General features: G+C 60.9%; 23 protein-coding genes and 1 other RNA gene. 7 read left to right on the forward strand and 17 right to left on the reverse strand.

Features of this window, described 5'->3' with window-relative positions:
- Positions 1–21 precede the first annotated feature (21 nt).
- Positions 22–2,025 (reverse strand): TonB-dependent receptor, encoded by a 2,004-nt coding sequence (locus tag BLO49_RS15850; protein ID WP_090650361.1) that lies wholly within the window; start codon positions 2,023–2,025, stop codon positions 22–24.
- Positions 2,026–2,165: 140 nt separating this feature from the next.
- On the opposite strand from BLO49_RS15850, the gene BLO49_RS15855 reads away from it, so the two are divergent.
- From BLO49_RS15855 to BLO49_RS15865, 3 genes are all read left to right on the forward strand, one after another.
- Positions 2,166–2,651: a Fur family transcriptional regulator gene (locus tag BLO49_RS15855; RefSeq protein WP_090650363.1), complete on the forward strand. Its 486-nt coding sequence runs from the start codon at positions 2,166–2,168 to the stop codon at positions 2,649–2,651.
- A 205-nt stretch (positions 2,652–2,856) separates the two neighbouring features.
- Complete coding sequence (locus BLO49_RS15860) at positions 2,857–4,053, forward strand: pentapeptide repeat-containing protein (protein WP_245679067.1); 1,197 nt, start codon at positions 2,857–2,859, stop codon at positions 4,051–4,053.
- Positions 4,054–4,149: 96 nt separating this feature from the next.
- Positions 4,150–4,647, forward strand: a complete 498-nt coding sequence (locus BLO49_RS15865) for a DUF305 domain-containing protein (RefSeq protein WP_220083758.1) — start codon at positions 4,150–4,152, stop codon at positions 4,645–4,647.
- Here the strand turns inward: BLO49_RS15865 and BLO49_RS15870 are convergent, their stop codons facing one another.
- The 5 genes from BLO49_RS15870 to BLO49_RS15890 all read right to left on the reverse strand — a co-directional run bounded on the left by BLO49_RS15870 (position 4,648) and on the right by BLO49_RS15890 (position 8,519).
- Positions 4,648–5,613 carry a magnesium transporter CorA family protein gene (locus BLO49_RS15870; protein WP_090650366.1) on the reverse strand — a complete coding sequence of 322 codons (966 nt, stop codon included), beginning with the start codon at positions 5,611–5,613 and terminating at the stop codon, positions 4,648–4,650. It abuts the gene before it with no gap.
- A 58-nt stretch (positions 5,614–5,671) separates the two neighbouring features.
- A complete protein-coding gene (locus BLO49_RS15875) occupies positions 5,672–6,556 on the reverse strand; it encodes a CHAP domain-containing protein (protein WP_220083759.1) in 885 nt (294 codons plus the stop codon).
- A gap of 89 nt (positions 6,557–6,645) precedes the next feature.
- Positions 6,646–7,743 (reverse strand): acyltransferase family protein, encoded by a 1,098-nt coding sequence (locus tag BLO49_RS15880; protein ID WP_090650368.1) that lies wholly within the window; start codon positions 7,741–7,743, stop codon positions 6,646–6,648.
- Between the two features lie 185 nt (positions 7,744–7,928).
- Entirely contained in the window at positions 7,929–8,315 is a 387-nt protein-coding gene (locus BLO49_RS15885; protein WP_090650370.1) for a YdbL family probable chaperone protein, read from the reverse strand.
- A gap of 21 nt (positions 8,316–8,336) precedes the next feature.
- Entirely contained in the window at positions 8,337–8,519 is a 183-nt protein-coding gene (locus tag BLO49_RS15890) for a YnbE family lipoprotein (RefSeq protein WP_090650372.1), read from the reverse strand.
- 149 nt (positions 8,520–8,668) lie between these two features.
- Here BLO49_RS15890 and BLO49_RS15895 point away from each other — a divergent pair, with 149 nt between their 5' ends.
- A complete protein-coding gene (locus BLO49_RS15895; protein WP_090650373.1) occupies positions 8,669–9,718 on the forward strand; it encodes a potassium channel family protein in 1,050 nt (349 codons plus the stop codon).
- 43 nt (positions 9,719–9,761) lie between these two features.
- On the opposite strand, the gene BLO49_RS15900 is transcribed toward BLO49_RS15895, so the two are convergent.
- A complete protein-coding gene (locus tag BLO49_RS15900) occupies positions 9,762–13,331 on the reverse strand; it encodes an intermembrane phospholipid transport protein YdbH family protein (protein WP_170828361.1) in 3,570 nt (1,189 codons plus the stop codon).
- Positions 13,332–13,908: 577 nt separating this feature from the next.
- On the opposite strand from BLO49_RS15900, the gene BLO49_RS15905 reads away from it, so the two are divergent.
- A complete protein-coding gene (locus BLO49_RS15905) occupies positions 13,909–15,327 on the forward strand; it encodes a peptidoglycan DD-metalloendopeptidase family protein (protein WP_090650378.1) in 1,419 nt (472 codons plus the stop codon).
- Between the two features lie 139 nt (positions 15,328–15,466).
- On the opposite strand, the gene BLO49_RS15910 is transcribed toward BLO49_RS15905, so the two are convergent.
- Entirely contained in the window at positions 15,467–16,741 is a 1,275-nt protein-coding gene (locus BLO49_RS15910) for an MFS transporter (protein ID WP_090650379.1), read from the reverse strand.
- Positions 16,742–16,818: 77 nt separating this feature from the next.
- On the opposite strand from BLO49_RS15910, the gene dapE reads away from it, so the two are divergent.
- Complete coding sequence (gene dapE, locus BLO49_RS15915) at positions 16,819–17,979, forward strand: succinyl-diaminopimelate desuccinylase (RefSeq protein WP_090650381.1); 1,161 nt, start codon at positions 16,819–16,821, stop codon at positions 17,977–17,979.
- Here the strand turns inward: dapE and truA are convergent.
- The 4 genes from truA to BLO49_RS15935 all read right to left on the reverse strand — a co-directional run bounded on the left by truA (position 17,928) and on the right by BLO49_RS15935 (position 21,561).
- Positions 17,928–18,710 (reverse strand): tRNA pseudouridine(38-40) synthase TruA, encoded by a 783-nt coding sequence (gene truA / locus BLO49_RS15920; protein ID WP_090650383.1) that lies wholly within the window; start codon positions 18,708–18,710, stop codon positions 17,928–17,930. The genes dapE and truA overlap by 52 nt on opposite strands.
- Complete coding sequence (gene fmt / locus BLO49_RS15925; RefSeq protein WP_090650384.1) at positions 18,710–19,639, reverse strand: methionyl-tRNA formyltransferase; 930 nt, start codon at positions 19,637–19,639, stop codon at positions 18,710–18,712. The genes truA and fmt overlap by 1 nt, the downstream gene beginning before the upstream one ends.
- Positions 19,640–19,704: 65 nt before the next feature.
- Positions 19,705–20,238 (reverse strand): peptide deformylase, encoded by a 534-nt coding sequence (gene def, locus BLO49_RS15930; RefSeq protein WP_090650385.1) that lies wholly within the window; start codon positions 20,236–20,238, stop codon positions 19,705–19,707.
- Positions 20,239–20,262: 24 nt separating this feature from the next.
- Positions 20,263–21,561 carry a DNA recombination protein RmuC gene (locus BLO49_RS15935; protein WP_090650386.1) on the reverse strand — a complete coding sequence of 433 codons (1,299 nt, stop codon included), beginning with the start codon at positions 21,559–21,561 and terminating at the stop codon, positions 20,263–20,265.
- A gap of 82 nt (positions 21,562–21,643) precedes the next feature.
- Between BLO49_RS15935 and BLO49_RS15940 the strand changes: the two genes are divergently transcribed.
- The gene (locus tag BLO49_RS15940; protein WP_090650387.1) at positions 21,644–22,195 is read left to right on the forward strand and encodes a VUT family protein; all 552 of its coding nucleotides are present in this window, start codon (positions 21,644–21,646) and stop codon (positions 22,193–22,195) included.
- Positions 22,196–22,199: 4 nt separating this feature from the next.
- Here the strand turns inward: BLO49_RS15940 and BLO49_RS15945 are convergent, their stop codons facing one another.
- The 5 genes from BLO49_RS15945 to ffs form a co-directional block, all read right to left on the reverse strand.
- A complete protein-coding gene (locus BLO49_RS15945; protein ID WP_090650388.1) occupies positions 22,200–22,694 on the reverse strand; it encodes a DUF6998 domain-containing protein in 495 nt (164 codons plus the stop codon).
- A 24-nt stretch (positions 22,695–22,718) separates the two neighbouring features.
- Positions 22,719–23,321: a recombination mediator RecR gene (gene recR, locus BLO49_RS15950; RefSeq protein WP_090650389.1), complete on the reverse strand. Its 603-nt coding sequence runs from the start codon at positions 23,319–23,321 to the stop codon at positions 22,719–22,721.
- A gap of 120 nt (positions 23,322–23,441) precedes the next feature.
- Entirely contained in the window at positions 23,442–23,774 is a 333-nt protein-coding gene (locus BLO49_RS15955; RefSeq protein WP_415500638.1) for a YbaB/EbfC family nucleoid-associated protein, read from the reverse strand.
- Entirely contained in the window at positions 23,771–25,591 is a 1,821-nt protein-coding gene (locus BLO49_RS15960; RefSeq protein ID WP_090650391.1) for a DNA polymerase III subunit gamma/tau, read from the reverse strand. Before BLO49_RS15960 ends, BLO49_RS15955 begins: the two co-directional genes overlap by 4 nt.
- Positions 25,592–25,765: 174 nt before the next feature.
- Positions 25,766–25,859: signal recognition particle sRNA small type (gene ffs, locus BLO49_RS15965), an RNA gene on the reverse strand.
- Positions 25,860–26,269: the final 410 nt, after the last annotated feature.

A 26,269-nucleotide genomic window follows, 5' to 3' on the forward strand; every position in this document is an offset into this window, starting at 1 on the left:
GAAGCTTAACGCTTCGGAGGGTCAGAAATTATACACCAGCCCCATGCGCAGATTACGACCGGGGTCGACTACCGCGTCCTTGGTGCTGCTGGTCGCCTCGCGCATCTCGACATCGCCGATATTGCGCACCTCGGCGAACAGCGAGGTATCCGGCCTGATCTTGTACGATGTGAAGATATTGGCCGTGACATAACCATCGGTCGGCGTCTCGAAAGCTGCCAGGCGTTCCTTGCGGGCGTCAACGCCGCGCACTTCAAAATAGGAATCCCACTTGCCGCCCTTGCTTTCCAGCTTCAGGGTCAGGGCCTGCGGCGGAATGCGCACGATCGGCCCGATACTCGTCTGACCATGGACATAATCGTAAGCGACATCGAGCGCGATGGCTTGCGAGCCGAGAGCGAACAGCTTCGTATTTGCCTCGATTTCCACGCCGTAAAGATCGGCATTGGTCTGGACGTACTGGAAGACCGGCAGGTCATCCTGCACGGCGCCGGTGGGACGCAGGTCGATAAAGTTGTCGAAATGGCTGGTATAGACGTGGGCGTCGATGGCGAAGCGGTTATCGTGATCGACGACCACATGGCCGGTCAGTTCGAGCGAATAACCGATCTCGGTGCGGAAAGCCGGATCACCGATGATGAACTGGCCAGTGCCGCCATGCGGCCCATCGGCCAGCAGTTCGACATCGGACGGCGCGCGCTCCGAGCGCGTCAGGCTCAGGCCGACAAAACTATGGTCTGACGGCCGGTAAAAACCGCCGAGCGAGGCCGACAGGGTATTGAAGTCCTTGTCGTATGCGGTGGCGGCCGAGGTCAGCTTAGTGTCATCGACCCGCGCCCCGCCTTCCAGGCCCCACGGCCCGTCGTCATAGCGATATTGCGCAAAAACACCGGCCTGCTTGGTGGTGGTCGAAGGCACGAAGGCTTCCTCGCCGATCGCCTCGAAATCGCGTTTCAGGCCCGACAGGCCGACCGTGCCGCTCCACTTTCCCTGGCCGTCGCGGACCAGAGCGGTGCGGAATTCGCTGCCTTTCGAAAGAAACTGCGTCCCCGGCGCACCGCCTTCGATTTCGGCATGGTCATAGTCGGAATAACCGGCCGAAGCATCGAGGCGGTTGAAACCGGCCCAGTTCAGGTTGAACGATCCGCGCGCGTCCCAACGCGTCTGGTGCAGGTCGATGGAGACATCGGAATCGATCGCTGTACCGTAGAGATAATCGGTTTTCTTGTAGCTCAGGCCGACAAAGCCGAAATCACCGACATAGCTGACACCGGCCCCGACATTCTTCATATCCTGGAAGGAATTGTGCTGTTTGTCGCTGGTATCGGCCGGCAGGCCGTTCGCCTCAGTATAGGCCAGGGTCTCGGCCGGTACAGGGATGCTGTAATCGGAGGTCTTGTGCTTGAAAGCGTCGAAGGTGAAGACCCACGGCCCCTTTCCGGCCTTGATATCAAACGCGCCCTGCAGGCCCTGGTCGACCGACGAGGCCTGGAGCGTCGCCGTGCCTTCATAGCCTTTTTCCGGCGCTGTTGCGGGGATGCGGTCGTCGATCACATTGACGATGCCGCCGATGGCATTGCCACCATAGGCCAGCGCCGAAGGGCCGCGCAGCACCTCAATGCGCTTAGCCTCAGTGGGTGAAGACGGCACGGCGTGATCCGGCGACAGGGCCGACACATCCACCACGCCCATGCCGTTATTCAGCACCAGCACGCGGAATCCATCGAGCCCGCGGATCATCGGCCGGCTGGCGCCCGGCGCGAAGCTGGAGGAGCGGATGCCCGGCAGATAGGCCAACATGTCGCCCAGGCCCGCCGCCGGCTTCTGGTCGATCTGGTCGCGCGTCAGGATATCGACGTGCGACATCAGCGCGTCCTTGCTGATCCGGTAACCGGAACCCGTGATGACGACCTCGGTAGGCTTGTCATCGGCGGTTGGCGTCGGATCATCGGCGCGGGCCACACCGGCCGTAGCCAAGGCGATTAGGGAGAGACCGGCCAAAAGAGTGGATTTCGGGAAGGACATGGATACCTCAGAATATTGCCCAAAATACTGGGAAGCGGTATTTGTTATGTAATAATATAACGCGAGTCAAGCGCGAATGTTATATTATTACATCTCGCTTACAGCTTGCGAAATCGGCCGCGTCCTCTTACCTTCTGTCTATGAGCAACGCCTGCGCGCACGCACACAACCACGATCATGCCCCGACACCCGACGCCCGCGCGGCCCGGCTCGAGGCGGCGCAGACGCTGTGCGTGGATTCCGGCGAGCGCATGACATCATCACGCCTGCGCACCTATGAGCTGATCCTGGAGGCCAATGGCCCGATCAAGGCTTACGATGTGATCGACCGCTTCCATCCCGAAGGCGCCGCCAAGCCGCCGACCGTTTACCGCGCCCTGTCCTTCCTCGAACAGATGGGCCTGATCCATCGCATCGAGAGCCTGAACGCCTTTGTAGCCTGCGATACGCACGACCATAAGCATACGGCCGGCTTCCTGCTGTGCGAATGCTGCGGCCAGAGCGAGGAAATCGCCATTCCCAATGTGGCGGATGTGGAAACCCGCGCCGCCAAAACCGGCTTTAGGGTCAACCACATCACCCTGGAAGCGCGCGGCCTGTGCCAGGCGTGCCAAACAGACCATTGAGAGCTGCCACCGATTGTCGCAGATCGCGCCACAGAGTCAGCCTGGTGGCACAAAAAGCGTGATCGCACTTCCAGCTAAAGCTTAAATTTCCGCAACGGTCTTGCCACGGCGCACGCTCTGATTCACAAGGCGGGTGAGATCACGAAATCGCCGTTATGCGATTCGCACGGGTCACCCTTTTTCGAAAAAGCGCTCCAAGGCTACCATGTCCACTACGCTGCAAATGCTCGACCAGGGCTCGCTTCGTCATATCCTGGAAGCCCACAATCTGTTCAAGCTGCGCAAGGCGGGCGGGCGGATCGCCAATCTCTCCTATATCGACCTGACGGACATGAAGCTGGAAGGCGTCGACTTAAGCGATGCCAACCTGACCGGGGCGCGGCTTTATGGCGCTTCCCTGCGCGACGCCAATTTCACCCGCGCCAATCTCTATGGCTGCGACCTGCGCAATGCCGACCTGCGCTTTGCCCGCTTCGATCGCGCCGATCTGCGCGGCGCCTGCCTGCGGGGCGCCAATCTGACCGCCGCTTCGCTGATCGGCACCGATCTGCGTGAGGGCATGATCGCCTTTAAGGACGAAAAGCAGGGCTTGCGCCTGATGAAGCATGAAAAGCGCGCGGGCGAATTGGACCACGCCATATTCAACGGCGCCGACCTCAGCGGGGCGCGCATGAACGGGATGCAGGCGGTTTCGGCGGATTTCAGGGACGCCAACCTGGCCGGGGCCGTCATGTCACAGGCCAAGCTCCGCAAGGCCAATCTCAGCGGCGCCAACCTGACCGGCGCCGATCTCAATGGCGCCGATGTCAGCGGCGCCGACCTGACGGGCACCGTCATGGTCGAGACTCAGACCTCAGGCTGCAATCTGCGCGAGGCCGACACCACCGGCACCCTGGATACGCCAAAAGAGGTCTTTATCGACGAGCGGCCTCTCAGAGATTTTGTCGCCCTGCACGAAGACTGGGCGAAAACCGGCGGCGCGAAGGGCAGCCGGCAGGTGCTTTCCGGCGTCGATTTCCGCCTGGCCGGTGATTTGCGCAAACGCGTTTTGACCATGCTGGAAGCCGACGGCGCCATCCTCTTCGGTCTGGACCTGAGTGGCATCGAGCTTCAGGGGGCCAATCTGATCAATGCCGATCTGCGCCGCTGCAATTTGGCCGGCGCCGACCTGCGCGGGGCGCGGCTGATTGGCGCGAAACTGACCCACGCCAATCTTACCGGCACCAATCTCGGCCCGCTCGACCTCGGCGGCGGCCGCCTGATGCGCAGCGACCTCTCCCGCGCCCACCTCTCCCATGCCAATCTCTCAAACGCCGACCTGACCCGCGCCCGGATGCTGGAAGCTGTCACCGAACATGTCATTGACAAGGGCTGCAATTATATGCTGGCGGAACGGGCCTGACGGCACTTGCCGGATACTGATGTTTCCGACCGGCCTTTCGCAGCGAAATCGAACCGGCATGGGTCTATTACGGGGCTTTTTTGGAGCCCTTTGATCATGACCATGTCCTATGGACGCTTTGCCGTGATGGTCGGCGTGTCCACCCTCCTCATGTACGGCATGATGTATCTAAATACCTATCAGGCCGATCATATCGCGTTCAGCCAGACTCGTCTCTGGATGGCCGTCGTCATGGGGGCGGCCATGGCGGCCGTGATGATGATCTTCATGTGGTCGATGTATAAGAACAAGCGACTGAACGGGCTGATCATAGCCGGCAGTTGTGTGCTGTTCGCGGCCTCGCTCTGGCTGGTGCGCAGCCAGGCCACGGTTAGCGACGTTGGCTACATGGAAGCGATGATTCCGCACCATTCCATCGCCATCATGACCAGCGAACGAGCGCATATCAAAGACCCGCGCGTGCGCAAGCTGGCCGACGGCATCATCGAGGCGCAGGTCAGGGAAATCGGCGAGATGAAGGCCCTGATTCGGGATTTGAAAGCCGAGCCCGTCCCTGCCGGCCACTCTGACCTGCCGGCGAGGCCCGCCAAATAATCAGAACCAGCGGCGCGCTTTGAAATAGGCCAGCATGGCTATGATGATGGCGATCATCAGCGCGCACACCGCCTCGAAAGCATAGGGCTGGTGCAGGAAAGGCATGTGGTCGAAATTCATGCCATAGATGCTGGCGATCAGGGTCAGGGGCAGAAAGATGGCCGAGACGATCGAGATCACCTTGACGATATTGTTCTGCTCGACATTGATCAGCCCCAGGGCCGCATCGAGCAGGAAGGCGATGTGGCCGGAGACATGGCTCGAATGATCGTTCAGGCTGGCCACGTCCTGGCTCATGGTGCGCAGGCGATCATGGAATTCTTTTAACTCGGTCGTCTTGCGGAAACCGACGATCTGGCGCTCAAGCCCCGCGGCAAAAACGGTCAGTCGCGCCAGTGACACCAGGGAATCGCGCACCTTGGCGATGTCATTCTGTGCCGCGCCCAGGCGGATCAGCACGGTTTCCAGCTTGGTGCGGCGACGCGTGGTGAAAACCTCCTTCGACAGGTCGTCAATACTGTGGCTGGTCTTTTCGATCAGGTCGGCGGTGCGGTCGATGATCAGATCGACCAGATTGAGGAAGGTGGTCGGGCCATCCGTACAATGAAGCGGCTGCTTTTCAAGCTGCTCGCCGAAAATCTTGAACGAGGCCGGATCGATATAACGGATCGTCACCAGCCGCCCGCCGGTCAGGACAAAGGTGACGGGCCCGGACTGCAACTGCGCCATGCCGCCGAAGAACGCCACCTGGGCCGTCATGAAGGCGGCGCCATCTTCGATATAGAGCCGGCTGGACGTCTCGATCTCGTCCATGTCTTCGCGCGTCGGCAACAGGACGCCAAGCTGGGCTTCCAGCTTCAGTTCTTCATCGCGGGAGGGATTGAAAAGGTCGATCCAGGTGGTATGCGGATCAAAGTCGCCAGCCTCGGCCGCGACGTGAAATCCCTGCGAATGAAGTGTCAGCACGCGAATACCTTTCCGGCAGCCCCGTGCTGTTTACCGTTTCAGGGACAGGCGGTAAAGCCTACTTCTTGTGGGTATGCTTGCGCGCTGCGGCCTTGGGTGTCTGGGCCTTTGATTTTGCCTTGGCCGACTTGGGTTCCGGCTTGATTGCCTTTTTGGCGGCGGCATGGCCGGCGGCGGCCTTATCCGAATCGATCTGCGCCACCAGTTCGGCAGCGGACTTGCCGCTGACATGGGCGGCGACCGTCACCGGCTTCGCAGTCATCTTGCTGCCGGCCGGGCTGAGCGCGGCCTTCAGGTCGGCCGGCATATCGTCCGTATTGGCCGAGGCGATCTGCTGGTACGGACGGGCTGTCGAAGGGGCCGCTTCCGGCTGGGCAATTGTGGTCACGTGTTCGCCCATGCGGACCTGCGACGGGTCCTGGTAGATAAAGCCGTAGGTCGAATAGACCGTGGTGCCGAGGTCATTGGACGGGCCATACCATACCTTGACCTTGGACCAGTCACCCGCTTCCGACACGTCCATCACGTTGACATTGTCTTCCACCTGGCCGCGGCGGCCATTGATCGGCGACCAGTTGGCGTGGGTGACCTGGATATAGCGATCGGTGATAATCTGCGAAACGACGGCAACGTGGCCGAGCTTCATGCGGCCCTGCGAACGGAAGACGAGAACGGCGCCGGGCTTGGGCGTGGAGCCTTCTTCATAGCGGCCGGTGGCTTTTTCCCACCAAGTCCAGGCATCGCCGAAGATCTGCATTCCGGTAAACTGGCGGGCGAAGGTGACACATTGCAGGTAGGCGGAACCGGCAGGCGTCTTCTGAGCGGCAACCTTTACAGCGCTGGCTTTGCTGGCTTTATGGGCTTTGGTCCGGGCTTCAACCGAGCCGGCGGCACAAAGGGCAAGAAGGGCAAAGGCAATCGCCGAAAGGGTCTTTTTCTGCACGCAACACACTCATTAACTATTCGTCCTGTGTCTTTGCTACATCAGAAAAATTAATTTTCAAATACTTTTTCGCCCGTTCGGCGCAAAAATTAACCTTCCTTAACCCACGAATGCGTGATCGCGCCGTGAAGACATTCGCCATAATGACGCACGATCTTGCGGAACGGGCGCTCGACCAGGTGGTGCGCCAGCATGGAAAGCGGCACCAGGGCCAGCAGGCCGGCAAGCCACCACAGGAATGGCAGGGGCGCGTGATCTGTGCCCAGTAACGCATTGACAGACTTCAGGTAAACCCACTTCCACGGCACATAGATCATATAGGTGGCGAAGGAGATTTCGCCGAGATAGACCAGAGTCTTGCCGGACAGTATGCCCTTTTCATCCTGAGCCAGGCCGGAGATCGACAAGACCAGCAGGCCCAGCGCCACGACCGTCAGGATATCGGACTGCCCAAAAGAGGTCGAAAACACCACGGTCAGCAGGGCGATGCCGGTGCCGATCAGCGCCACGCCCGGCTTGGCGACGGCGCGGGAGCGCCAGGCGAGATAGAGCGCGCTGCCATAAAGGAAGCTCGGCACAATGCGCAGGGCGCCCCACTGGAAGGTGGCATGAGTCAATTCGAAGCCGGCCAGGCGGGCGAAGATCAGGTTGACGGCGACCAGGAAACAGATCGCCAGCGACACGGCGACAATCGGGCGCTCACGCAGGCGCCACGCCAGGAACGCCACCACCGGGAAGCCAAGATAGGCGAACCATTCGGCCGAGATCGACCAGGAGGGATGGTTGAACGAAGCGGTCGGCGCCAGTCCCCACGCCTGTGTCAGGGTCAGGTGCGCCGGCAGGGCCGCCCAGTTATCGGCATTGCCATCGAGCGTCACGCCCTTGACGGCGGCCGCCGCGACCAGAAGCAGGGTGAACAGCAGGGTGGCGATATGCAGCGGATAGACCCGCGCCAGACGATGGATGACGAACTGTCCGTATTTGAAACGCCCTTCGCCGAACCCGTTCAGATAAACATAGGAGAGGATGAAACCAGACAGCACGAAGAACAGATCTACGCCAAGATAGCCCTTTTCGATCACGCCCAGACTGATATTGCCGCTCAGTTCGTGGATATAGGTGTACATCACCACCCAAAAAGCGGCGAAAAACCTCAGGCTCGTCAGGGGTTTGAGATGATCGTTCATGTCTCCGGCCTTCCCGCTGCCGCCTCGTAAAAGGAACAGCGTTGTCCTTAAAAATAACGCCCGAACAGGCGAACGGCTGGGGCCTTGCACGAAGTGTGCCGGAGAAAACTACAGATTTTGTAAATGGTACGCATAAAAAAGCCCTCCGCGCGGGAGGGCTTTTCAACGCATCAAAGGAGAGACGTCTACTTCTTCACCCAGTTGCCGCTGGCATCCTGGTAATATTCACCCGCCTTCAGCTTCGGCACGATGACATTGGCATAGGCCGAAATGCCCGCGGCTTCCGGCGAGACGCCGTTTTTCGCCGCCGCCTGGCCGTAGACGCTCTTGCGGCCCTCGTTGATTTCATCGACGGCGGCCTTGGTGGCGGCATCGCCGGAACCCGACACGAAGCCGAGATAGCCGTTATTGCGTTCACCGACCGTGCCCTTGGCCTTGGCGGCATCGACCAGCGCCTTCGAGGCGGCGACATCGGCCGCGGCCGGGGTGGAGATAACGGCGCTGACGGCAACTACCGAAGACGCCATGGCGAGGGCCGCAACGGCGGCTTTAAACAGAGAGGTCTTTTTCATGAGAGTGCTCACTTTCTAACCTTAAAACAGATCGGGGTTCTGCTGGATCAGGGCCTTCACGTCCTGGTCAAGCTGGACCTTCACATTGACATCAAGCTTGGCATAGATGGGCGCCAGGTTGACATTGACATTGACCGAGGGCGTGCAGGCGATGAGCATGATGCCGCCCGCCCCCAAAGCTATCGCCGCTATCGTTTTCTTCATAAATGGCTCCCTCAATTCCGAGCTGTAAATACCGTTATACCCATATAGCCAGATATAGGCTGAACCGTGGCTGAACGAAACGGATATTTTGACTGGACATTTTACAGCCTTTGGCCGCACACAGACCCAGGGGCCACGGAAGAGCACAGATGCTGAAAAACGACGCGACGACCGCGCCGATTATCGCCCGGCAAAAACCCCGCCTGAATATCTGGCAATCTCTGTGGCTGCGCGGTGTGCTGGTGCTGGTGCTGCTCGGCATCGCCCTCACCGGCCACTGGCTCGATCGCAAGGGCCTGCATGACAATACCGACGGCGTGGTGTCATTCAGCGATGTCGTCTATTTCACCGCCATCACCGTCACCACGGTCGGCTATGGCGATATCACGCCGGTCACCGACCGTGCCCGCATGTTCGATACCTTCGTGGTCACGCCTGTGCGGCTTTTTATCTGGATAATCTTCTTCGGGACGGCCTATACTCTGGCCCTGAAAAGCACCTGGGAGCAGATCCGAACGCGCATGATCCGCAAGGGCCTGAAAAATCACATCATCGTCTATGGCTACGGCTCAACCGGCGAGGCGGCGGTCGGCGAACTGCTGCGCCAGGGCGTTAAACCGCAAAGCATAGTGGTGGTCGACAGCAATGCCGCACGCATTGCCCAGGCCATCGAGTGCGGCGTGACCGGGATAGAGGGCGATGCCACCTATAACGCCACCCAGGACGCCGCCTGCATAAAGACGGCCCGCGCCGTGATGGTGGCCACACACCGTGACGATTCCACAGTTCTGATCGTGCTGAGCGCCCGCCAGATGAACGCGACCGTGCCGATCAGCGCCACGGTACGCGCCACGGAAAACGAAGACCTGATCCGCCAGGCCGGGGCCGACAATATCATCAATCCGGTCAGCATGGGCGGCCACCTGCTGGCCCGCGCCTCGGAAGGCCGGCATGTCGCCGAGTGCATTGCCGACCTGGCCTCGGCCGACGGCCAGGTGGTCATGCGCGAGCGCGAAGTGAGCGCAGGCGAAATCGGCAAGCCGCTGAGCGACATCACCACCGGCATGGGCCTGCGCATTTCGCGCGGCAGCCATATCCACGGCTACTGGGATCGCGCGGCCCAGAGCCTGAAGGCCGGCGATATCATCGTCGAGATTGTCCGGACGGACGCCCCTCCGTCATCGGTTCAGGCGCGATAGCGTTCCGGTGAGCCGAAAAGACTGGCTGGCGAGAAAAGGAGCCTTATTCCGACGGCGGTTTCTGGGCCGTGTTGGAATAAAAGGCCGCCAGATCGGTCAGCACCTCGTCGAGATTGACCGGCACTTCGAGATACAGCTCAACCGGCGTTTTGGAGGGCAGCTTGATCGGCTTCTGCATCCATTTGCCGCTGATATAGTCCATCAGGCTGATCTTCGCCTTTTGCGGCTGCAGCGGATCGTAATAGCCCTTGATGTGGAAATTGATATTGAGGATGCCGCCGTCGATCGAATTGAGGCGGGCGTCAATCTGGTCATAAGCCACATGTTCCATCGCCTGGAAGGCCAGGTCCTGGAACGGGTTGAAATTGGGATCGGCGGCCGCGGCGGCTTCGGCGTTCTGGCTGGCTATGGCGGCGGTGGCCGGCGGTGCGTCAGTCGTCACCGAGCCGGTGGCGGTATTCACGCCGGTCACCGCCGTGCGGTAGATTGATATCTGCCCCGGCGCATCCGAGGTCATGGTGCCATTGGCGAAGGCAATGTGGCCCTCAGTGTAGGTAAAGGGCAAATGGCCGCTGAGATTGCCCTTGAAGCTCATACTGGTATTCAGGTCGGACGCCGCGACCACCTTGCCGAAATCGAGCCCGTCGAAGGCCAGGACGCCGGTGATCGGCTTTTTGGCATCGAACCAGATATCGGTCGGCTCCAGCCGGACCGGACCGCCGGGACTTTCCACCGTGGCCTGTTCCAGCGCCATGTGATCGCCGAGGATTTGGAAGCGAACATCGAGATCGGTCAGGGGTACGCCGAGCTTGGTTTGCGCCAGGCGGATGGTCTGGCCCGGCGCCGTATGCAGCGGCGACAGGGAATCGAAGACGATCTGCCCGGTCAACCCTTGCGACGGGCCGGTAGCGCCGAAGAAACTCATGCCCACGCCATAGGGCGCCTTTTCGGTGGCCGCCACGAAATCGCCGACGCCGATAGTGAGCACGCCACCACTCGAACTGGTCGTCTTTGTCCAGTTGAACGCGCCCTCGAAACTCATCGGGCCTGTAACATCACGGCTGAAGACCGCCGCCACCATCGGCGACAAATAGACCGGTTGCAGGCCGGTCGGGACGAAATTGAGGTCGAGCGTCTTGAAAGACAAGCTGCCGGCGCCGGAAGCTACATCGCTGTCGAGATTGATCGCGGCAATGCGCAGGGGTTTGCCGTCAGCCCCCTTGGTCGAAGGGGTAGAGGCGAAGAAGCGGCCCGTCGTGGCCTTGCGGTCCTGCGTGATGGCGCCGTCGATCAGCAGCGGGTTGAAACGCGTCTGGTCGGCCGGTACGCCATCGGTCAGGGTGGCGCCGGCAAGCGTCGCCTTGTACCCCAGGCCATCGCCCAGGCTGTATGCCTGGAAATCGCCCTGCCCGCCGGCCAGTTTGACGATGACATTGGGCGCTGTCAGGCCGAGGTTGCGATAGGCGCCGGTCACGCGCCAGCCCTGCGGCGTATAGACGAGGAAGGACGGCCCGGTCTGGACGATTTCGCCGGAGAGGTCGGTCAGGTTATCCCCGATCTGCGCCGAGGCGGCGGTGAAGGCGGCGCTGTCCGCCAGGGTGACGTTGAAACCGCCGCCGGGCAGGGTGTTGAAGCGACCGTGGCCCTTGACCTGCGCGCCCTGCAGCGGATCGAAATCAAACTGCGCCGCCAGGGTATAACCGCCGGAGAGGATGCCCCTGTCATCCAGCGCCAGGCCATCGAGCCCCAGCGCCACCTGCGGCAGGCCGTCGCCGGTCAGGGCAATACCGGCTGCCCCGGATTCACCGCTGGCGATCAGCGGCTTCGAGCCATGCGGCACCAGAGTCGCCTTACCGCCGCCAGCCAGCACGGCTTCAGCGCCCTGGACGCGGAGCGCCATCTGCGCCGGGGTATCGGCATCGCCGTGCAGGTTGAGGGTCAGCCCCTTGATGCGCAGGGCGAAACGCTGGAATGCCTGATCAAGCGTGATGATGGCGTCCGCCGGCAGAGGCACCGGCGCGCCCGGAATCGGCGGCTTGCCGGCCGCTTCGGCCCGGGCAGCGGCGCGATCCTTCGCCATGGCGGCCAGGCCGCTGTAACGCCCGCGCTCGGAGCGGACATAGCTCTTGATCGTCACATCCCACGGGCCATGATCCGCACCCGCCTCGGCGCCACCATTCAGTGACAGCGTCGTCTGGTCGAGCGACAGGTCGGCGCCCTGCGCCAGGCGCCCCACGGTCATGCCGCCCGTAAAGGTCGCCTTCGCGCCGTCGTCATCGGAGACCAGGCTGAGGTTTGTCAGGTTCAGGCGCACCGCCTGGGCCGACAGATCGCCCTGTTGGAATCGGCCGGCCTCTCCGGTGATCGGGCCGTTGAGATTGAAGGCCAGGCCGGTTTCGCTGGAAAAGCCGGTATTGAGCGTCAGGTCGTCACCGGCGAGGCGCAGGGTTTCTGCCTGCATCCCGCCTGATTGCAGACGGTCCGTGCTGGCGTTCAGCCGGGCCTTGCCGGAGTAGGCCACGCCCTTTTCCGTGGTCTTGAGCGTGCCGTCAAAGCGTACCTGGGTCTCGAAAGCCTCGGCACGCGTGCCTTCGCTGACCACCTCATCTCCGGTCAGGGTGATGACCGCATCCAGGGCGCCGCTGAACGCCTCATACATCGACTTCGAATGACGATATGGCAGGTGGCTGTCGAGATCGAGCACGACATTCTGCGCATGGAAACGCTGATCCTCTGCCCCGATGGTTTCGACCAGGTTGCCGGCGCCCTTCACCGTCCAGTTGTCGCCGAAAAGATGCGCCTTGACCTGCAACTGGTCGCCATTCTTACCCGTATTGACCGAGCGGGCCGTCACACGGCCTTCGCGCAGGTCCCCGGTGCCGAGCGTGCCGGTCAGGTGTGTGGCGGGCAGATTCAGGTCGAGCAGGGTCAGGAGGCCGTTGCGCAGGCTTAGAGCCCCGTGGCCTTTCAGCAGGCCGTAGTCGCTGTTGAGGCTAATATCTGCGTCCGCGACGACGATTTCTTCCGGCGGCGGCGCATTGGATGGCTTGGCCGACAGGGCATCCTGCACCACCTTGTCCAGCGAACCGAATTTCAGCTTGCCGTCCTTGATCGAAATGGCGACGACCGGCCGGGTGATATGCAGGGCCTTGATCCGGGCCAGCGGCAGGCCATTGCCGGCGAAGGGCGTCAGGGTATAATCGACATCGAAACCGCCGACCGACATTTCCGGCTTTTTCATATCGCCGATCAGCACGCTGCCGGAGGCATGGCTGAGTGACAACCTGTCTATCGTCACATGGGCGGTGACACCCTGCCCTTTCAACCAGCTTTCGGCCACCGATTCCGCGATGACCTTGCGGCCGGCCACGCCGATTATGCCGAGCGCAGTGACGCCGCACAGGGTGATCCACAGCCAGCTTGCGGCGCGGAAATGGCCGCCATTGCCGCCACCGCGTTTCCCGGAAAGCCGCCGCCCCGGAAGGCCGATCTCGTCTTCTGGTGGCGCGCCATCGATCCCTGTCGGACGCGAGAAGCTGTCCCCGGTGCTCATATGCGCCGGAAACCACAGGGCTTCATCAGACAGGGAGGTTGACGGGGAGGTTGGGCTCATCAATCGGTCTTGTTGTTCTGCGGCATTCGCCTGCGGGATTTGTAACGCATCATGAACCATACCTTTTTAAAAAGTGTGGATATCAACGATTTTCTTTTACAGACTAGGGCCCGTTTTAGCCGAAATTCCGGCATATCCGCCGATTACCGGCGCCTTTTGTGAGCCAAAATCGATTTGTGCTTTTTTTTACAGGTTTATGAAAGAGTTATCCACACAGGGCACGCCTGGCCGTCACAAAAGGTTAACGCGTTAAGACCTCGTTAATATCTTTTAAGCAGGATTTTAAGGATAACAAGGTAATTTCTTGCGCGGACAGGGTCGGCAGCCGGGGCAAAATCGCCTCATTTTCGCCTTTTTTTGGCGTAAGCAGGGCCTTCCACTGTTTTGAGACTCAAGGCATGTTCTCTGTCTTTTACGAGTCTTGTCTACCGCTTGACCAACAGATGACGGTTTTAAGCAAAGCTATTTTAGTCCGCCGGCCTCTGAAACAGAGCCGTCGCCTACCGCTAAAACAGGACGAATTCGCGTACCCATGGCCCAACTCGACCCCCGCCGACAACCTGTCAGACTGACGCCAATGGTCTTCGCATTGGCCACCGCGCTGACGGTCGGCACCCTGCTGTGGAAGGTGGTCCAGCCGATGAACGGCGCGGTGCAGCCCATGGACCCGGCCGCCGCAATGGCCCTGGAAACCCAGGCCTATGCCGAAGCCGCCGCGCGCCCCGGTTATGAACAGCCGGTCGATGTGCCGGTATCGCTGCGCTCCGGCGAAACCCTGGCCGGCGCGCTCATCCGCTTAGGGATTGCCCCGGATGAATCCAAGGCCGCCGTCAGCCTGCTGTCCAAATCGTTCAACATCACCGACATCAAGGCCGGCTTGACCCTGGAAGCCGCTATCGCCAAACCGGCCGAGGGCGCGGGGCCAGCGCAGCTTTTGGGCCTCACCGTCCGTACCGGCCCGGCCCGGCAACTGACGCTCACCACCTCGCGCGATGGCCAGATGCGCCTGCGCGCCCTGGAAGAGGCCGTGCGTGACGAACGCCGCGTCGCCATTGGCACGATCAGCGGATCGCTGTTCACCTCGGCCGCCACCATGGGCGCCACCCCCACCCTGACCGCCCAGGTGGTCAAGCTGTTCGCCCACAAGCTCGATTTCGAACGCGACATCCAGTCCGGTGACACTTTCAAGCTGGTCTTCGACCGCAAGGTCACCGAGAGCGGCCGCACGGTTGAGGCCGGCAACCTGCTTTACGCCGAGATCCAGGCCAAGGGTGGTGTCGACCGCTTCTACTCCTTTACGCCCAAGGGCACGAATTCCACCGAATATTACGATGAAAACGGCAAGAGCATCAAAGGCTTCCTGCTGGCGACGCCGGTTTATGGCGCCCGCACCTCGTCGGGCTTCGGGATGCGGTTCCACCCGATTGTCGGCTTCATGAAGATGCACACCGGCATCGATTTCGCCGCCCCTTCCGGCACGCCGATCCAGGCCGCCGGCGACGGTGTGGTGATGGATGCGAAGTGGTGGGGCGGCTATGGCCGCTGGGTGCGCATCGCGCATAACAAGGAATGGGAAACCGGTTACGGCCACATGTCGGCCATTGCCGTGCGCCCCGGCCAGCATGTGACCCAGGGCCAGGTCATCGGCTATGTCGGGACCACCGGCCGCTCGACCGGTCCACACCTGCATTTCGAGGTGTGGCAGAACCACCACCCGATCGATCCGAAGGGGGCCAAGGTGCCGCAATCGAGCACCCTGGCCGGCAGCGATATGGTCGCTTTCCGCGCACGCAAGCATGAGATCGACACCATGATCGCTCAGGCAGAGGCCAGCCCCACCGGCGCGCTGGCCAATACCGACAGCAACGGCTTCCGCTTCGATATGAATACCGATGCAGCCCAGCCCCAGGCTCTGGCCCAGACGGAAACCAGCCCCCTACGCAATGGCAGCCATCCGCTGCGGTCGGCCATCACCACCACGCGCGGCACACGGTAGACCCTACAACTCTTTCTTAATTTCGCCGAAGCTGAAAACGTTCAACCTTGAGTCGAGTGCTAGCCGGCAGGCGCCGCAGGTATACTCTATACCTGCAAGCGCAGACTGCGACGCAATCGGCCAAGGATGGGCGTTTTCATCATTCGAGTTTGTCAGCTTTATACAGCGCCGGGAACAGCTTGATCCAGCTTCCGGTGACGATCAGCGAGCCGATGCCGCCAAAAAGCGCCGCATTAACCGGCCCCATCAGGCGGGCCATGACGCCGGTTTCAAACTCGCCCAGTTCATTGGACGCACCGATAAACAGGTAGGAGACCGAGGCGACACGCCCGCGCATATGATTGGGGGTGACGATCTGCACCAGGGTGCCGCGGACATAGACGCTGATCATATCGGCCGCCCCCAGCACGATCATGGCGGCGATCGACACCCAGATTATCTCGGACAGGCCGAAGACAATGGTCGAAATGCCGAAGACCGCCACGCCACCGAACATCCACGGCCCGGCATGGCGACGGATAGGCGACCACGACAGTATAAACGAGGTGATGATGGCGCCGATGGCCGGCGAAGCGCGCAGAAGGCCGAACGCCTGCGGACCGGCATGAAGGATATCCCGGACATAGATCGGCATCAGGGCCACCGCGCCGCCGAGCAGGACGGCGAACAGATCGAGCGAAATCGCCCCCAGGATCACCTTGTTCGACCAGATATAGGCCATGCCTTCTTTCAGCATGGTCATCTTGGAACCTGACGGGGCGTCCGGCGCCGTGGGCGTCCTGATGGTCAGGATCAGCAGGGCGGCGATCAGGCAGAGGCCGGCGCAAAAGCCATAGGCGAAGCGCGGCGAGAATCCGACCAGGACGCCACCCAGGGCCGGCCCAACGATCAGTCCGGTCTGGAAGGCCATCGAATTGACGGCGATCGCCTTCGGCAGGATATGTTTCGGCACCAGCATGGGGCCTATGGCCGAACTGGCCGGCGCGCTGAAGGCGCGGCAGGCGCCCAGCACGGCGCTCAGGGCAAACAGGCCCCAGAAGGGCGGATGCGGGATAAAGGAATAGGCGAAGAAGGCCAGAGACAGCAGCAACTGCGCGAAAAGCACCACGCCGACGATCTTCTTGCGGTCATGCCGGTCGGCCACGATCCCGGCCGGCAGGGTGAAGGCGAACAGGGTGAGAAACTGCGCCAGGCCGATCAGCCCGACATAAAGCGCCGATTCCGCCACGCCTTGCGTGCGCCGGGCAATTTCATAGACCTGCCAGGCGATGGCCGCGCTCTGCGCCGAGGTGCCGAGCACACCGGCCAGCCGCGAGGTCCAGAAGGCGCGAAAATCGGGAATTTGCAGCGGATGCCGGTTGTCATCCTCAAGCGGCGGCAGGTCGATAACGGGCGGTTCGGCAGGCGTCGTCACTGTAAAGCCTTCAGAAATGCAGACACGACTCGAATTTGAGTCTTCCCCCGGTCAACAAAGGGTCTTAGAGCAAGCACATGGCAAATGCATCTAAAAATCTCGACGTTGTCGCGCTGACTCAGGCGCTGATTTCACGGCCCTCCGTTACCCCCGCCGATGCCGGCGCTATGGATACCGTACAGCGCACACTGGAGGATTTGGGTTTTACCTGCCACCGGCTGAAATTCGGCGATATCGAGAACCTCTATGCCCGCCGCGGCACCGCCTCGCCCAATCTCTGCTTTGCCGGCCATACCGATGTGGTGCCGGTGGGGACGCGCAATCTGTGGCGCTATGATCCCTTTGGCGCTGAGATCCATGACGGCGCCGTCATCGGGCGCGGCGCGGTCGATATGAAGGGCGGGATCGCCGCCTGGATTGCTGCGGTCTCGCGTTATGCGGATCAAGCGGGGTCACTCTCCCTTCTGATCACCGGTGATGAGGAAGGCGTGGCGAAGGACGGCACGGTGCGCGTGGTGCAGTGGCTGAAAGAGCGCGGCGAGGTCATCGATCACTGCATCGTCGGCGAGCCCTCGTCTTCGGCACAACTGGGCGACATGATCAAGGTCGGCCGGCGCGGGTCTGTCAACGCCACCTTCACGGTCAGCGGCAAGCAGGGCCATGTCGCCTATCCGCAGCGCGCCCTGAACCCTCTGCCGGTGCTGGTCGATTTGCTGGCCGCCCTGAAGGACCGCGTGCTCGATGACGGTTATGCCGACTTCCAGCCCTCGAACCTGGAAATCACCACCATTGATACCGGCAATACGGCCACCAATATCATCCCGCAGGACGCCCGCGCCCGCATCAATATCCGCTTCAATCCGGCCCATACCGGCGCGGAACTGAAAGCCTGGTTCGAGGCGCTGGCGGCGGAACATGCGGCGCGGTCAGGCACGAAAATCGAGGTGCAGACGGCTATTTCCGGCGAAGCCTTCCTGACCGAAGCTGGCCCCTTTGTCGATCTGATCGCCGATGTAATCAAGGACACGCTGGGCATTGAAACCGACCGCTCGACGACCGGCGGCACCTCTGACGCCCGCTTTATCCGTGACCTGTGTCCGGTGGTCGAATTTGGGTTGGTCGGCCAGACCATGCACCAGATCAATGAGTGCGCTTCGGTGGCCGATCTCGAAGCCCTGACCGATGCTTATTCCGCCTTGATCGAAGCGTATTTCTCGAAATTCGGCTCGGGCTCATAGGTCACATGGGTCAGATATAGCCCGTGCGCCGGCGCCACCTGGCCACAGATCGCCCGATCCGCCGCCTTCAAAGCGTCCGCCATATAGCTGACCGGATAACGGCCGGTGCCGATATCGACCAGAGTGCCGACCATCGAACGCACCTGGCGATGCAGGAATGAGCGCGCCGCGAAGACGCAGTGGATCTCCTCACCGATCCGCTTTACCCGCGCGATATCGAGCGTGCGCATCGGGGAATTAGCCTGGCAGCCGATAAAGCGGAAAGTGGTGAAATCATGATGGCCGATCAGGGCTTTCGCGGCTTCGGACATGGCCTCGACATCGATCGGCTTCTTGACATGCCAGACCCGGCCCTGGCCGATCGCCGGCGGCGCTTCGCGATTGAGGATGCGATAGAGATACATCCGGCCCGTAGCGGAAAAGCGCGCGGAAAAGTCATCGTCGCATTTTTCCGCCGCCAGCACCGAAACCGGTTTCGGCATTAGATATGCGTTCATCGCGTCGCGCACGACCTTGGCCGGGAAATCTTTTTCCAGATCGAAGGTCACCACCTGGCCGGTGGCATGTACGCCGGTATCGGTGCGGCCGGCGACGGTCAGGCGCAACTGCTGCCCGCTGAATTTGAAGACGGCTTCTTCCAGCGCCGTTTGCACGCTGGGCTGGTCGCCCTGCGCCTGGAAGCCGTTGAAAGGTCGGCCATCATATTCAACGAGGAGTTTGTAACGCGGCATCAGAGCAGGATATCGCCGGGTTCGAGCGCCGCGCCATTGAGGAAATCGGCCGCATCCTGCGCCGCCTTGCCTTCGCGCTGCACCCGCAGCAGTTCGATAATGCCCTCGCCCGTGGCGATCTTCAGGCCGCCGATCAGCCGCGTACCGGGCGTTTCGCCGGTGGCTTCGTCGGTCAGGCGCGACATCAGTACCTTCAGGCGTTGCTCACCCTTCGGGGTCTGGAGAAGGCACCAGGCACCAGGGAACGGTGACAGGCCACGAATATGGAAATCAAGATCGCGCGCCGGGCGGTTCCAGTCGATGCGGGCCTCCTCGGAGGTGATCTTCCTGGCATAGGTGGGTTCACCAACCTGTTCCTGGCCGGCCGCACCACCGCGTTCGATGGCCGCCAGTGCCACCGGCAGGAGCGAAGCGCCCAGCGCCGCCAACTTGTCATGCAGGGTCTGGGCGGTGTCATCGGCGGTGATTTCTTCACGACCGGTGAGGATGATGGCACCTTCATCCAGCCCTTCACTCATGCGCATGACCTCGACGCCCGTGTGGGTATCGCCGGCCATGATAGCGCGCTGGATGGGCGCGGCCCCGCGCCAGCGCGGCAGCAGTGACGCATGGAGATTGAAGCAGCCGAGCGGCGGATGATCGAGCACTTCCTTTTTCAGAATTTGTCCGTAGGCGACCACGATACAGGCGTCGATATCCAGTGCCTGAAAGTCGGCAATGGCTTCCGATGTCTTCATAGATTTCGGCGTACGGACCTCGATACCCAGGCTTTGCGCGAAGGCATGAACCGGCGAGGGGCTCAGCACCTGCCCCCGGCCTTTAGGCGCCGGCGGCTGGCTATAGACACAAACGATTTCATGCCCGCTGGCCACCAGTTCGGCCAGAGCTTTTACCGCAAATTCGGGTGTGCCCATGAAAGCTAAGCGCATAAAGAAAACCTCGCCGTATCGGAATGCGGCGAGGTCTAATCTTTAAAGGCTTGCGGAGCAAGTGCTTAAGCCGCACGCGTAAGCTTCTTGACCTTGGTAACGGCGCGATCGCGTTTCAGCTTGGACAGGTGATCGATAAACAGAATGCCTTCGAGATGGTCCATCTCATGCTGGATACAGACGGCGAAAAGACCCTTGGCCTCTTCCTCAACCTGTTCGCCCTGATAGTTCAGATAGCGAATCTTCACATGCGCCGGACGCTGCACCTCGTCATAGATTTCGGGAATGCTCAGACAGCCTTCTTCATAAGGCAGAGTGTCTTCCGATTTCCAGATGATCTCCGGATTGACGAAATAGCGCGGATTTTTGACCGGCTCGGCGTCTTCCGCTGCGCCTTCCGGCTTTTCCTGCAAATCCATGACAATGACCCGGACCGGCTCACCGATCTGGATGGCGGCCAGGCCGATGCCGGGCGCGTCGTACATGGTTTCCAGCATGTCATCCATCAGGGCGCGCAGGGCGTCGTCAACCTTATCGACGGGCTTGGAGATTTGCTTCAGAAGCGGGTTCGGAACTGTAATTATTTCACGTATAGCCATAAGGGTTATGTAATCTTCGGTGGCTTAAAAATCAAGTTTCGCCGCGTCGCCCTCGATCGATTCCAATAGTTTCAACTTGTTAGAGACGCGCGGCTGGGCTTCGACCGGCGGCAGTTCGGGCACCGGCTTGCCCTGATGCTCGACCTGAAGCTCCTCGAATTTCTTCGCCTGGGTCAGGACCTGGCTGTCGAGCGAACCCACGAAGGCATTGTACTTATCGACCGCCCGGCCAAGCGCCGTCCCCACATCGGAGACATGACCGCCCATGATCGACAGGCGCTTATAGAGTTCGCGCCCCAGATCGGCGATATGCGAGGCATTCTTCATCTGGTCCTCGACTCGCCAGCCATAGGCCACGGCCTTGCACAGGGCGAACAGGGTGGTGGGCGTGACAATGATGACCTTCTTGTCCATGGCTTCGTTCATCAGTTGCGGCATCCGGTCGAGCGCCGCCGCCAGAAAACCGTCGCCCGGAATGAACAGGGCGACGAAATCGGGCGACTGATCCTTGAACTGATCCCAGTACGCCTTGCCCGCCAGATCGCGGACATGGGCGCGCAACCCTTGGGTATGCCTTTGCAATGCGGCCTCTCGCGCCTCGTCATCGAGCGCATCCATCGAATCGAGAAAGGCGGTCAGGTTCACCTTGGAATCGATGACGAACACGCCGTTCGATTTATCGCCCGGCATCCGTACCACCACATCCGGACGGCGGCGGCCCTCGTCGGTATCGAGATTTTGCTGTTCGATAAAATCGAAGCGCGTCAGGCCGGCGGCCTGGAGGACATTGCGCAGGGTTTCCTCACCCCAGCGCCCCTGTACGCCGGCACCGCGCCGCAAGGAATTAGCCAGTTTCTGCGTCACTTCCCGCGTCTGGTCAGACGCCGTCAACAGATGCTTGATCTGCTGTTCCAGTTCGCCGCTGTTCTTCGAGCGCGCCTCTTCCATGGCCTTCACCTGGGCCTCGAAACGCGTCAGGGTTTCTGAAACTGGCTTGAGGCTCGAATTCATCCGCTCCAGCGCCAGCTTTTCCCGCGCCACAAAGGACTCCTCGGCCCGCTTCAGCAATGAGTCCGATGACGCCTGCATCGCCTGGTGCGACACCAACTGGAACTGCTCGCTCATGGCGGCCTTCGCATCTTCCAGATTGCGCGCCCGCTCCTTCGCCGCAGAAAGCTCGGCCGTCACATCCGTCAGGCGATCGCTCAGGTCTTCGTTACGCGCGCGCAGGCGCTTCGCCTCGGCCAGCGACAAAAACCAGGCGCCGGCGAAAACCGCGGCAACGACCAAAACGACCAGCAAACTCAGCATTGACATGTTCATGCTATGTTCCTAACTTCCGGAAACGAACTTGGCAAGTTCTATTTCACTGCTACAGTTCGCTTATAAATTGGAAGGGGCACAAATGATCGACGCCAAGACGGCTGCCAGAAAAGCTTTTACCGGCCGCGCGCCCTGGACCTACCTCTACCTGTTCCTGATCCCGTTCATCAACTGGGCCTATGCGGCAGTGCCGACCATCCCCCTGCCCGATCATGGTGAATGGACACCCCTGGCCATCGTCACCGGGCTGGTGCTGGTGGTGCGTGACTTCGCCCAGCGCGAAATCGGCCACTGGATCTTCATTCCGCTGATCATTGGCCTGGCGATTTCGTTCAAGATGGCGCCGGCGGAGATTGCCCTGGCCAGTGCGGTCGCCTTCGGCATCAGCGAGTCGGTGGATTGGGCCCTGTTCACCTTCCTCAAGTTGCCGCTTTCCAAACGGGTATTCATCTCAGCCGCCATAGGCTCGCCGATCGATACGACGGTCTTCTACATGATGGCCGCGACCGCTATTCCCGGCATTTTCAATATCTGGGCGATCGGTGCCTCGATCCTCAGCAAGCTGGTCGGCTGCGTGATCGTTTATTTACTTATGAAGAACCGCGAGAAGAAAGCAGCGCTGGCCACCACATAACTGCTCACTTTAGTAACGGCAAACGCGCTTTGTCAGGAACTTTTGCGTTCGCCTCTCGGATTGCCTTAGGCGACAGCATTCGTTGATTTTTAAATTCTGGTGGTAGCTTTGAGGTGGCGTAAAATTCAGGACCATTAAATATAATCCGCGCTATCGACTTCTCAAAATCGATTTCGAAGAAAAGGAGGTAATCCGCTCGAACTTCGGTCTTTCGGAATGCTGGCCCACGTCCAGTCCCTGTGGCTTTCACCTGCACTGTTGTAACTCCGTCCGGAGCATAACCATCTATACCCATTGTAGATTTGGTATCCACAAGGATTATTCCGAAATATTCCGCTGCAATGCCTTCGCCGATATCTCCGACAAGGTTTCCATCCAAAGTGAAGTGAAGCTTTACCTTATCACAGTGTCGTTGACGAAGAATATGATTGTAATGTGATCTCAGCGCATTTCGAGCTTCAAAAAGCCCTCGTATATGAGGAAGGGCGATCTCTTTCATGCAATTTCCTTATGGAAGAGCTGATCACCTACGTGACTTAAACGCATGGGCGATGGTATTATCATCCAGCCAATCCAGTTCGCCACCGACGGGGACGCCGCGCGCCAGGAAGGTGATCTCTACCTGATTATCGAATGACTTCAGACGATCGGCGATATAGTGCGCCGTGGTCTGGCCCTCCACGGTCGCAGGCAGGGCCATGATGATTTCGCGCACACGGCCTGAGCGAACGCGCTGAACCAGACTATCCAGCCGCAGGTCTTCCGGGCGAATACCATCCAGCGCCGACAACAACCCTCCCAGCACATGATAGGTGCCGGTAAAAGCGCCGACGCGTTCCATGGCCCAGAGCGCGCTGTCTTCCTCGACCACGCAGATCATGGTCTGGTCGCGCGCCGGATCGGCACAGGTCGGGCAGGGATTCTGCGTCGACAGCCGCCCGCAGATACGGCAGGTTTCCACCTTGTCGGCCGCGTCCTGCATGGCACGGGTCAGGGGAATCAGAAGCTGGTCCTTGCGTTTCAGCAGGGCCAGCGAGGCCCGACGCGCCGAACGCGGCCCAAGCCCCGGCAGCTTGGACAGCAGGGCCATCAGGCGTTCGATTTCGGGGCCGGCGCCGGACATCAGGCGCGCCCGGAAAGAAAAGAAAAGAAGTAAGAAACCCCACCACCCCGAGCCAAGAGGCTCGCGGTCCCCCTCCCCATCATAGATGGGGAGGTATAAGAGAGGGGGGCCTTATCCATCAAATCAGAAGAACTTCGGCATATTGGGCAGACCGCCGCCGGGGCCCAGGTCCTTGGCGGCTTCGGCCATGACCTGCGAATTCAGGGCATCAAGGTGGCGGCGCGCATCGGCATGGGCGGCGCGGATCAGGTCGGCCAGAACCTCGCCTTCACCGGGCGCCATCAGGCTGTCATCGATGGTCAGGGCCGCCATATCGCCGGAGCCCTTCAGTTCCATCTTCACAAGACCCGCACCGGCCGAACCCTGCACGGTGCTTTCGCTCATTTTCGCCTGCGCTTCATGCAGCTTTTGCTGCACCAATTGCGCCTGCTTCATCATTGCGGCAAAATCCATCAGTCGTTTTCCTTATCAATGTCTGGGCGTTCGTCTTCGGGCACGACCGGCTCGCTGGCGTCCACCACGGGCTTCGGCTTGGCGCGCACAGCGGTGATTTCGGCGCCGGGGAAGGTCTCCAGAACTTTGGAGACAAACGGGTTAGCCTGCAAACGCGCTTTCGCCGCGTCACGCTCGCGGTTGTCGCGCTCCATGATCGATTCCGCGCCGCCGGCGCCTTCGGTGGCGATCAGCCAGCGCTGGCCGGTCCATTCGCGCAGCTTGAGCGACAGCTTGCGCACCAGATCACCCGGTGCATTGGGGGCTGGCTCGAAGGTGATGGCGCCGGGCCGGAAAGCGACCAGGCGGACAAAGCGCTCGACATCGACGCGCAGGCCGATATCGCGCTTGTCAGAAATCAGCTTCAGCACCTCCTCGAAGGTCTGCGGGCTGGGCAGAGCCTGCTGAACGGGCCGCATCTGAACGGCGGTCGCCCCACCTCCGCCGCCACCGCCATGTGTGGGAAGCCCACCGGGCCCATTCGGCACCAGAGGTTCGCCGCTTTGCAGGCGCTTCATCAGCAGTTCAGGCCCCGGCAGGTCGGCGGCATAGCACAGCCGCACCAGCGCCATTTCGAAGGCAGCACAGGCATCCGGCGCCCGGCGCAGTTCCTCGAACGCCTTGAGCATCAGGGTCCACAGGCGGCTGAGTGTGCCGGCGGAAAGCTGCGAACCTAGTGCCGTCACGCGCATGGCCGGCGCCTTGGGCAGGCGCGTGGCGTCGGCACCGAGGATCTTGGCGACCGAGGTGGCGTGGGCATATTCCAGCATGTCGCCCATTATCTGCGACGGATCGGCGCCGAACCCATAGAGTGTGCGGAAGGCCAGCAGGGCCTCGCTCATCTGGCCGGAAATGATGTTTTCGAACAGGCCGAGCGTTGCCGAGCGATCGGCCAGGCCCAGCATGTCGCGCACCACTTCGGCGCTGGTGGTTTCACCGGCCTCGCTCTGCACCAGGGCCTGGTCGAGCAGGGAAAGCCCGTCACGCACTGAGCCCTCAGCGGCGCGGGCAATCAGGGCCACGGCGTCCGGTTCGATCTTCACGCCTTCGAGCCCACAGATCTTTTCCAGATGCGGGGTCAGGGTTTCCGGCTCAACGCGGCGCAGGTCGAAACGCTGGCAACGCGACAGGATGGTAACCGGCACCTTGCGGATTTCGGTCGTGGCGAAGATGAACTTGGCGTGGGGCGGCGGCTCTTCCAGCGTCTTCAGCAGGGCATTGAAGGCGCCGGTGGAAAGCATGTGGACTTCGTCGATGACGTAGACCTTATAGCGCGCTTCGACGGGAGCATAGCGCACGGATTCGAGCAGGTCGCGCATGGCGTCGACCCCCGTGCGCGAGGCGGCATCGAGTTCGAGCACGTCGATATGGCGGCCTTCGATGATCGCCTGGCAGTGTATGCCCATGACGGACAGATCGACGCTCGGCTGGTGAACCGTGTCGCTCTCATAGTTGAGCGCGCGCGCCAAAAGGCGGGCGGTCGTGGTCTTGCCGACACCGCGGACGCCGGTCAGCATGAAGGCGTGGGCGATCCGGTTGGCATGGAAGGCGTTGGTCAGGGTGCGGACCATGGCCTCCTGGCCGATCAGGTCCTCGAAGGTGCGCGGACGATATTTGCGCGCAAGGACCGTATAGGCTTCGGATTTCTCGATCGGCTTGGCCACGGCAACGGGCGCCGGTGTTGGTGTGCCACCGAACATGTCGTCCGTGTTCTCATCGCGCTCCGGAAGGTCTATTTCCGTGGCGGCAAAAGGATCATCAAGGTCGGGATGTTCGGACATGAATTCTATATAGTGGCTTTTTGCACAGGCGTCATCACAATGCGCGATTCTTCAACAGGCGCAAAAGGTAAGATCGGTTGGGATTGTCTTAGCCATCCGGCGATTGAGGCAAGGGCGACTGCCCGCCCGAGCTGATGCGAGGAGCCCCGCGGCGTCTGAGCGCGCCAGAATGGCGCGGGTGAGACGACTGACCCGAAGGTGAATTCGTTGTGGCTGCTGCCTTCCGGCCCTGACCAGATTGGCGAGGCCTCCGCCCAGCCGTCTCGCGGCCTATATGCGTATTTTTATCCGTCATTGCAAGAGGGGATTTTTGCGGCCAGACTGGAGGTTGAAAGAAGCAAGACACCCCACCACCACGCCTTCGGCGCGGTCCCCCTTGTAAGTTATTTCCATCTGTTCTTTTGTGGACAGCGCTGGAAGCGGTAGGCAGACCGTGTCCCCCTTGGGGTTTCATCCCGTTAGGAGCCAGGTCGCCTTCCGTTTTCCATCAACCCCGAACAGTCGCCAGGGACGGCCTTGCCGATCCCGATTATGCAAGGATGGGTCAGGATGGAAACGCTTATATATGTTGGTATCGATGTGTCCAAGGATCGTCTGGATGTTCACCTGCGTCCCTTGGGTGAGAGTTTTACCTGCGGTCAGTCTGCGCCTGAGATCGATGGTCTGGTCGTCCGCTTA

Origin of the sequence: Asticcacaulis taihuensis (assembly GCF_900100255.1) — a bacterium.
Classification (GTDB): domain Bacteria; phylum Pseudomonadota; class Alphaproteobacteria; order Caulobacterales; family Caulobacteraceae; genus Asticcacaulis; species Asticcacaulis taihuensis.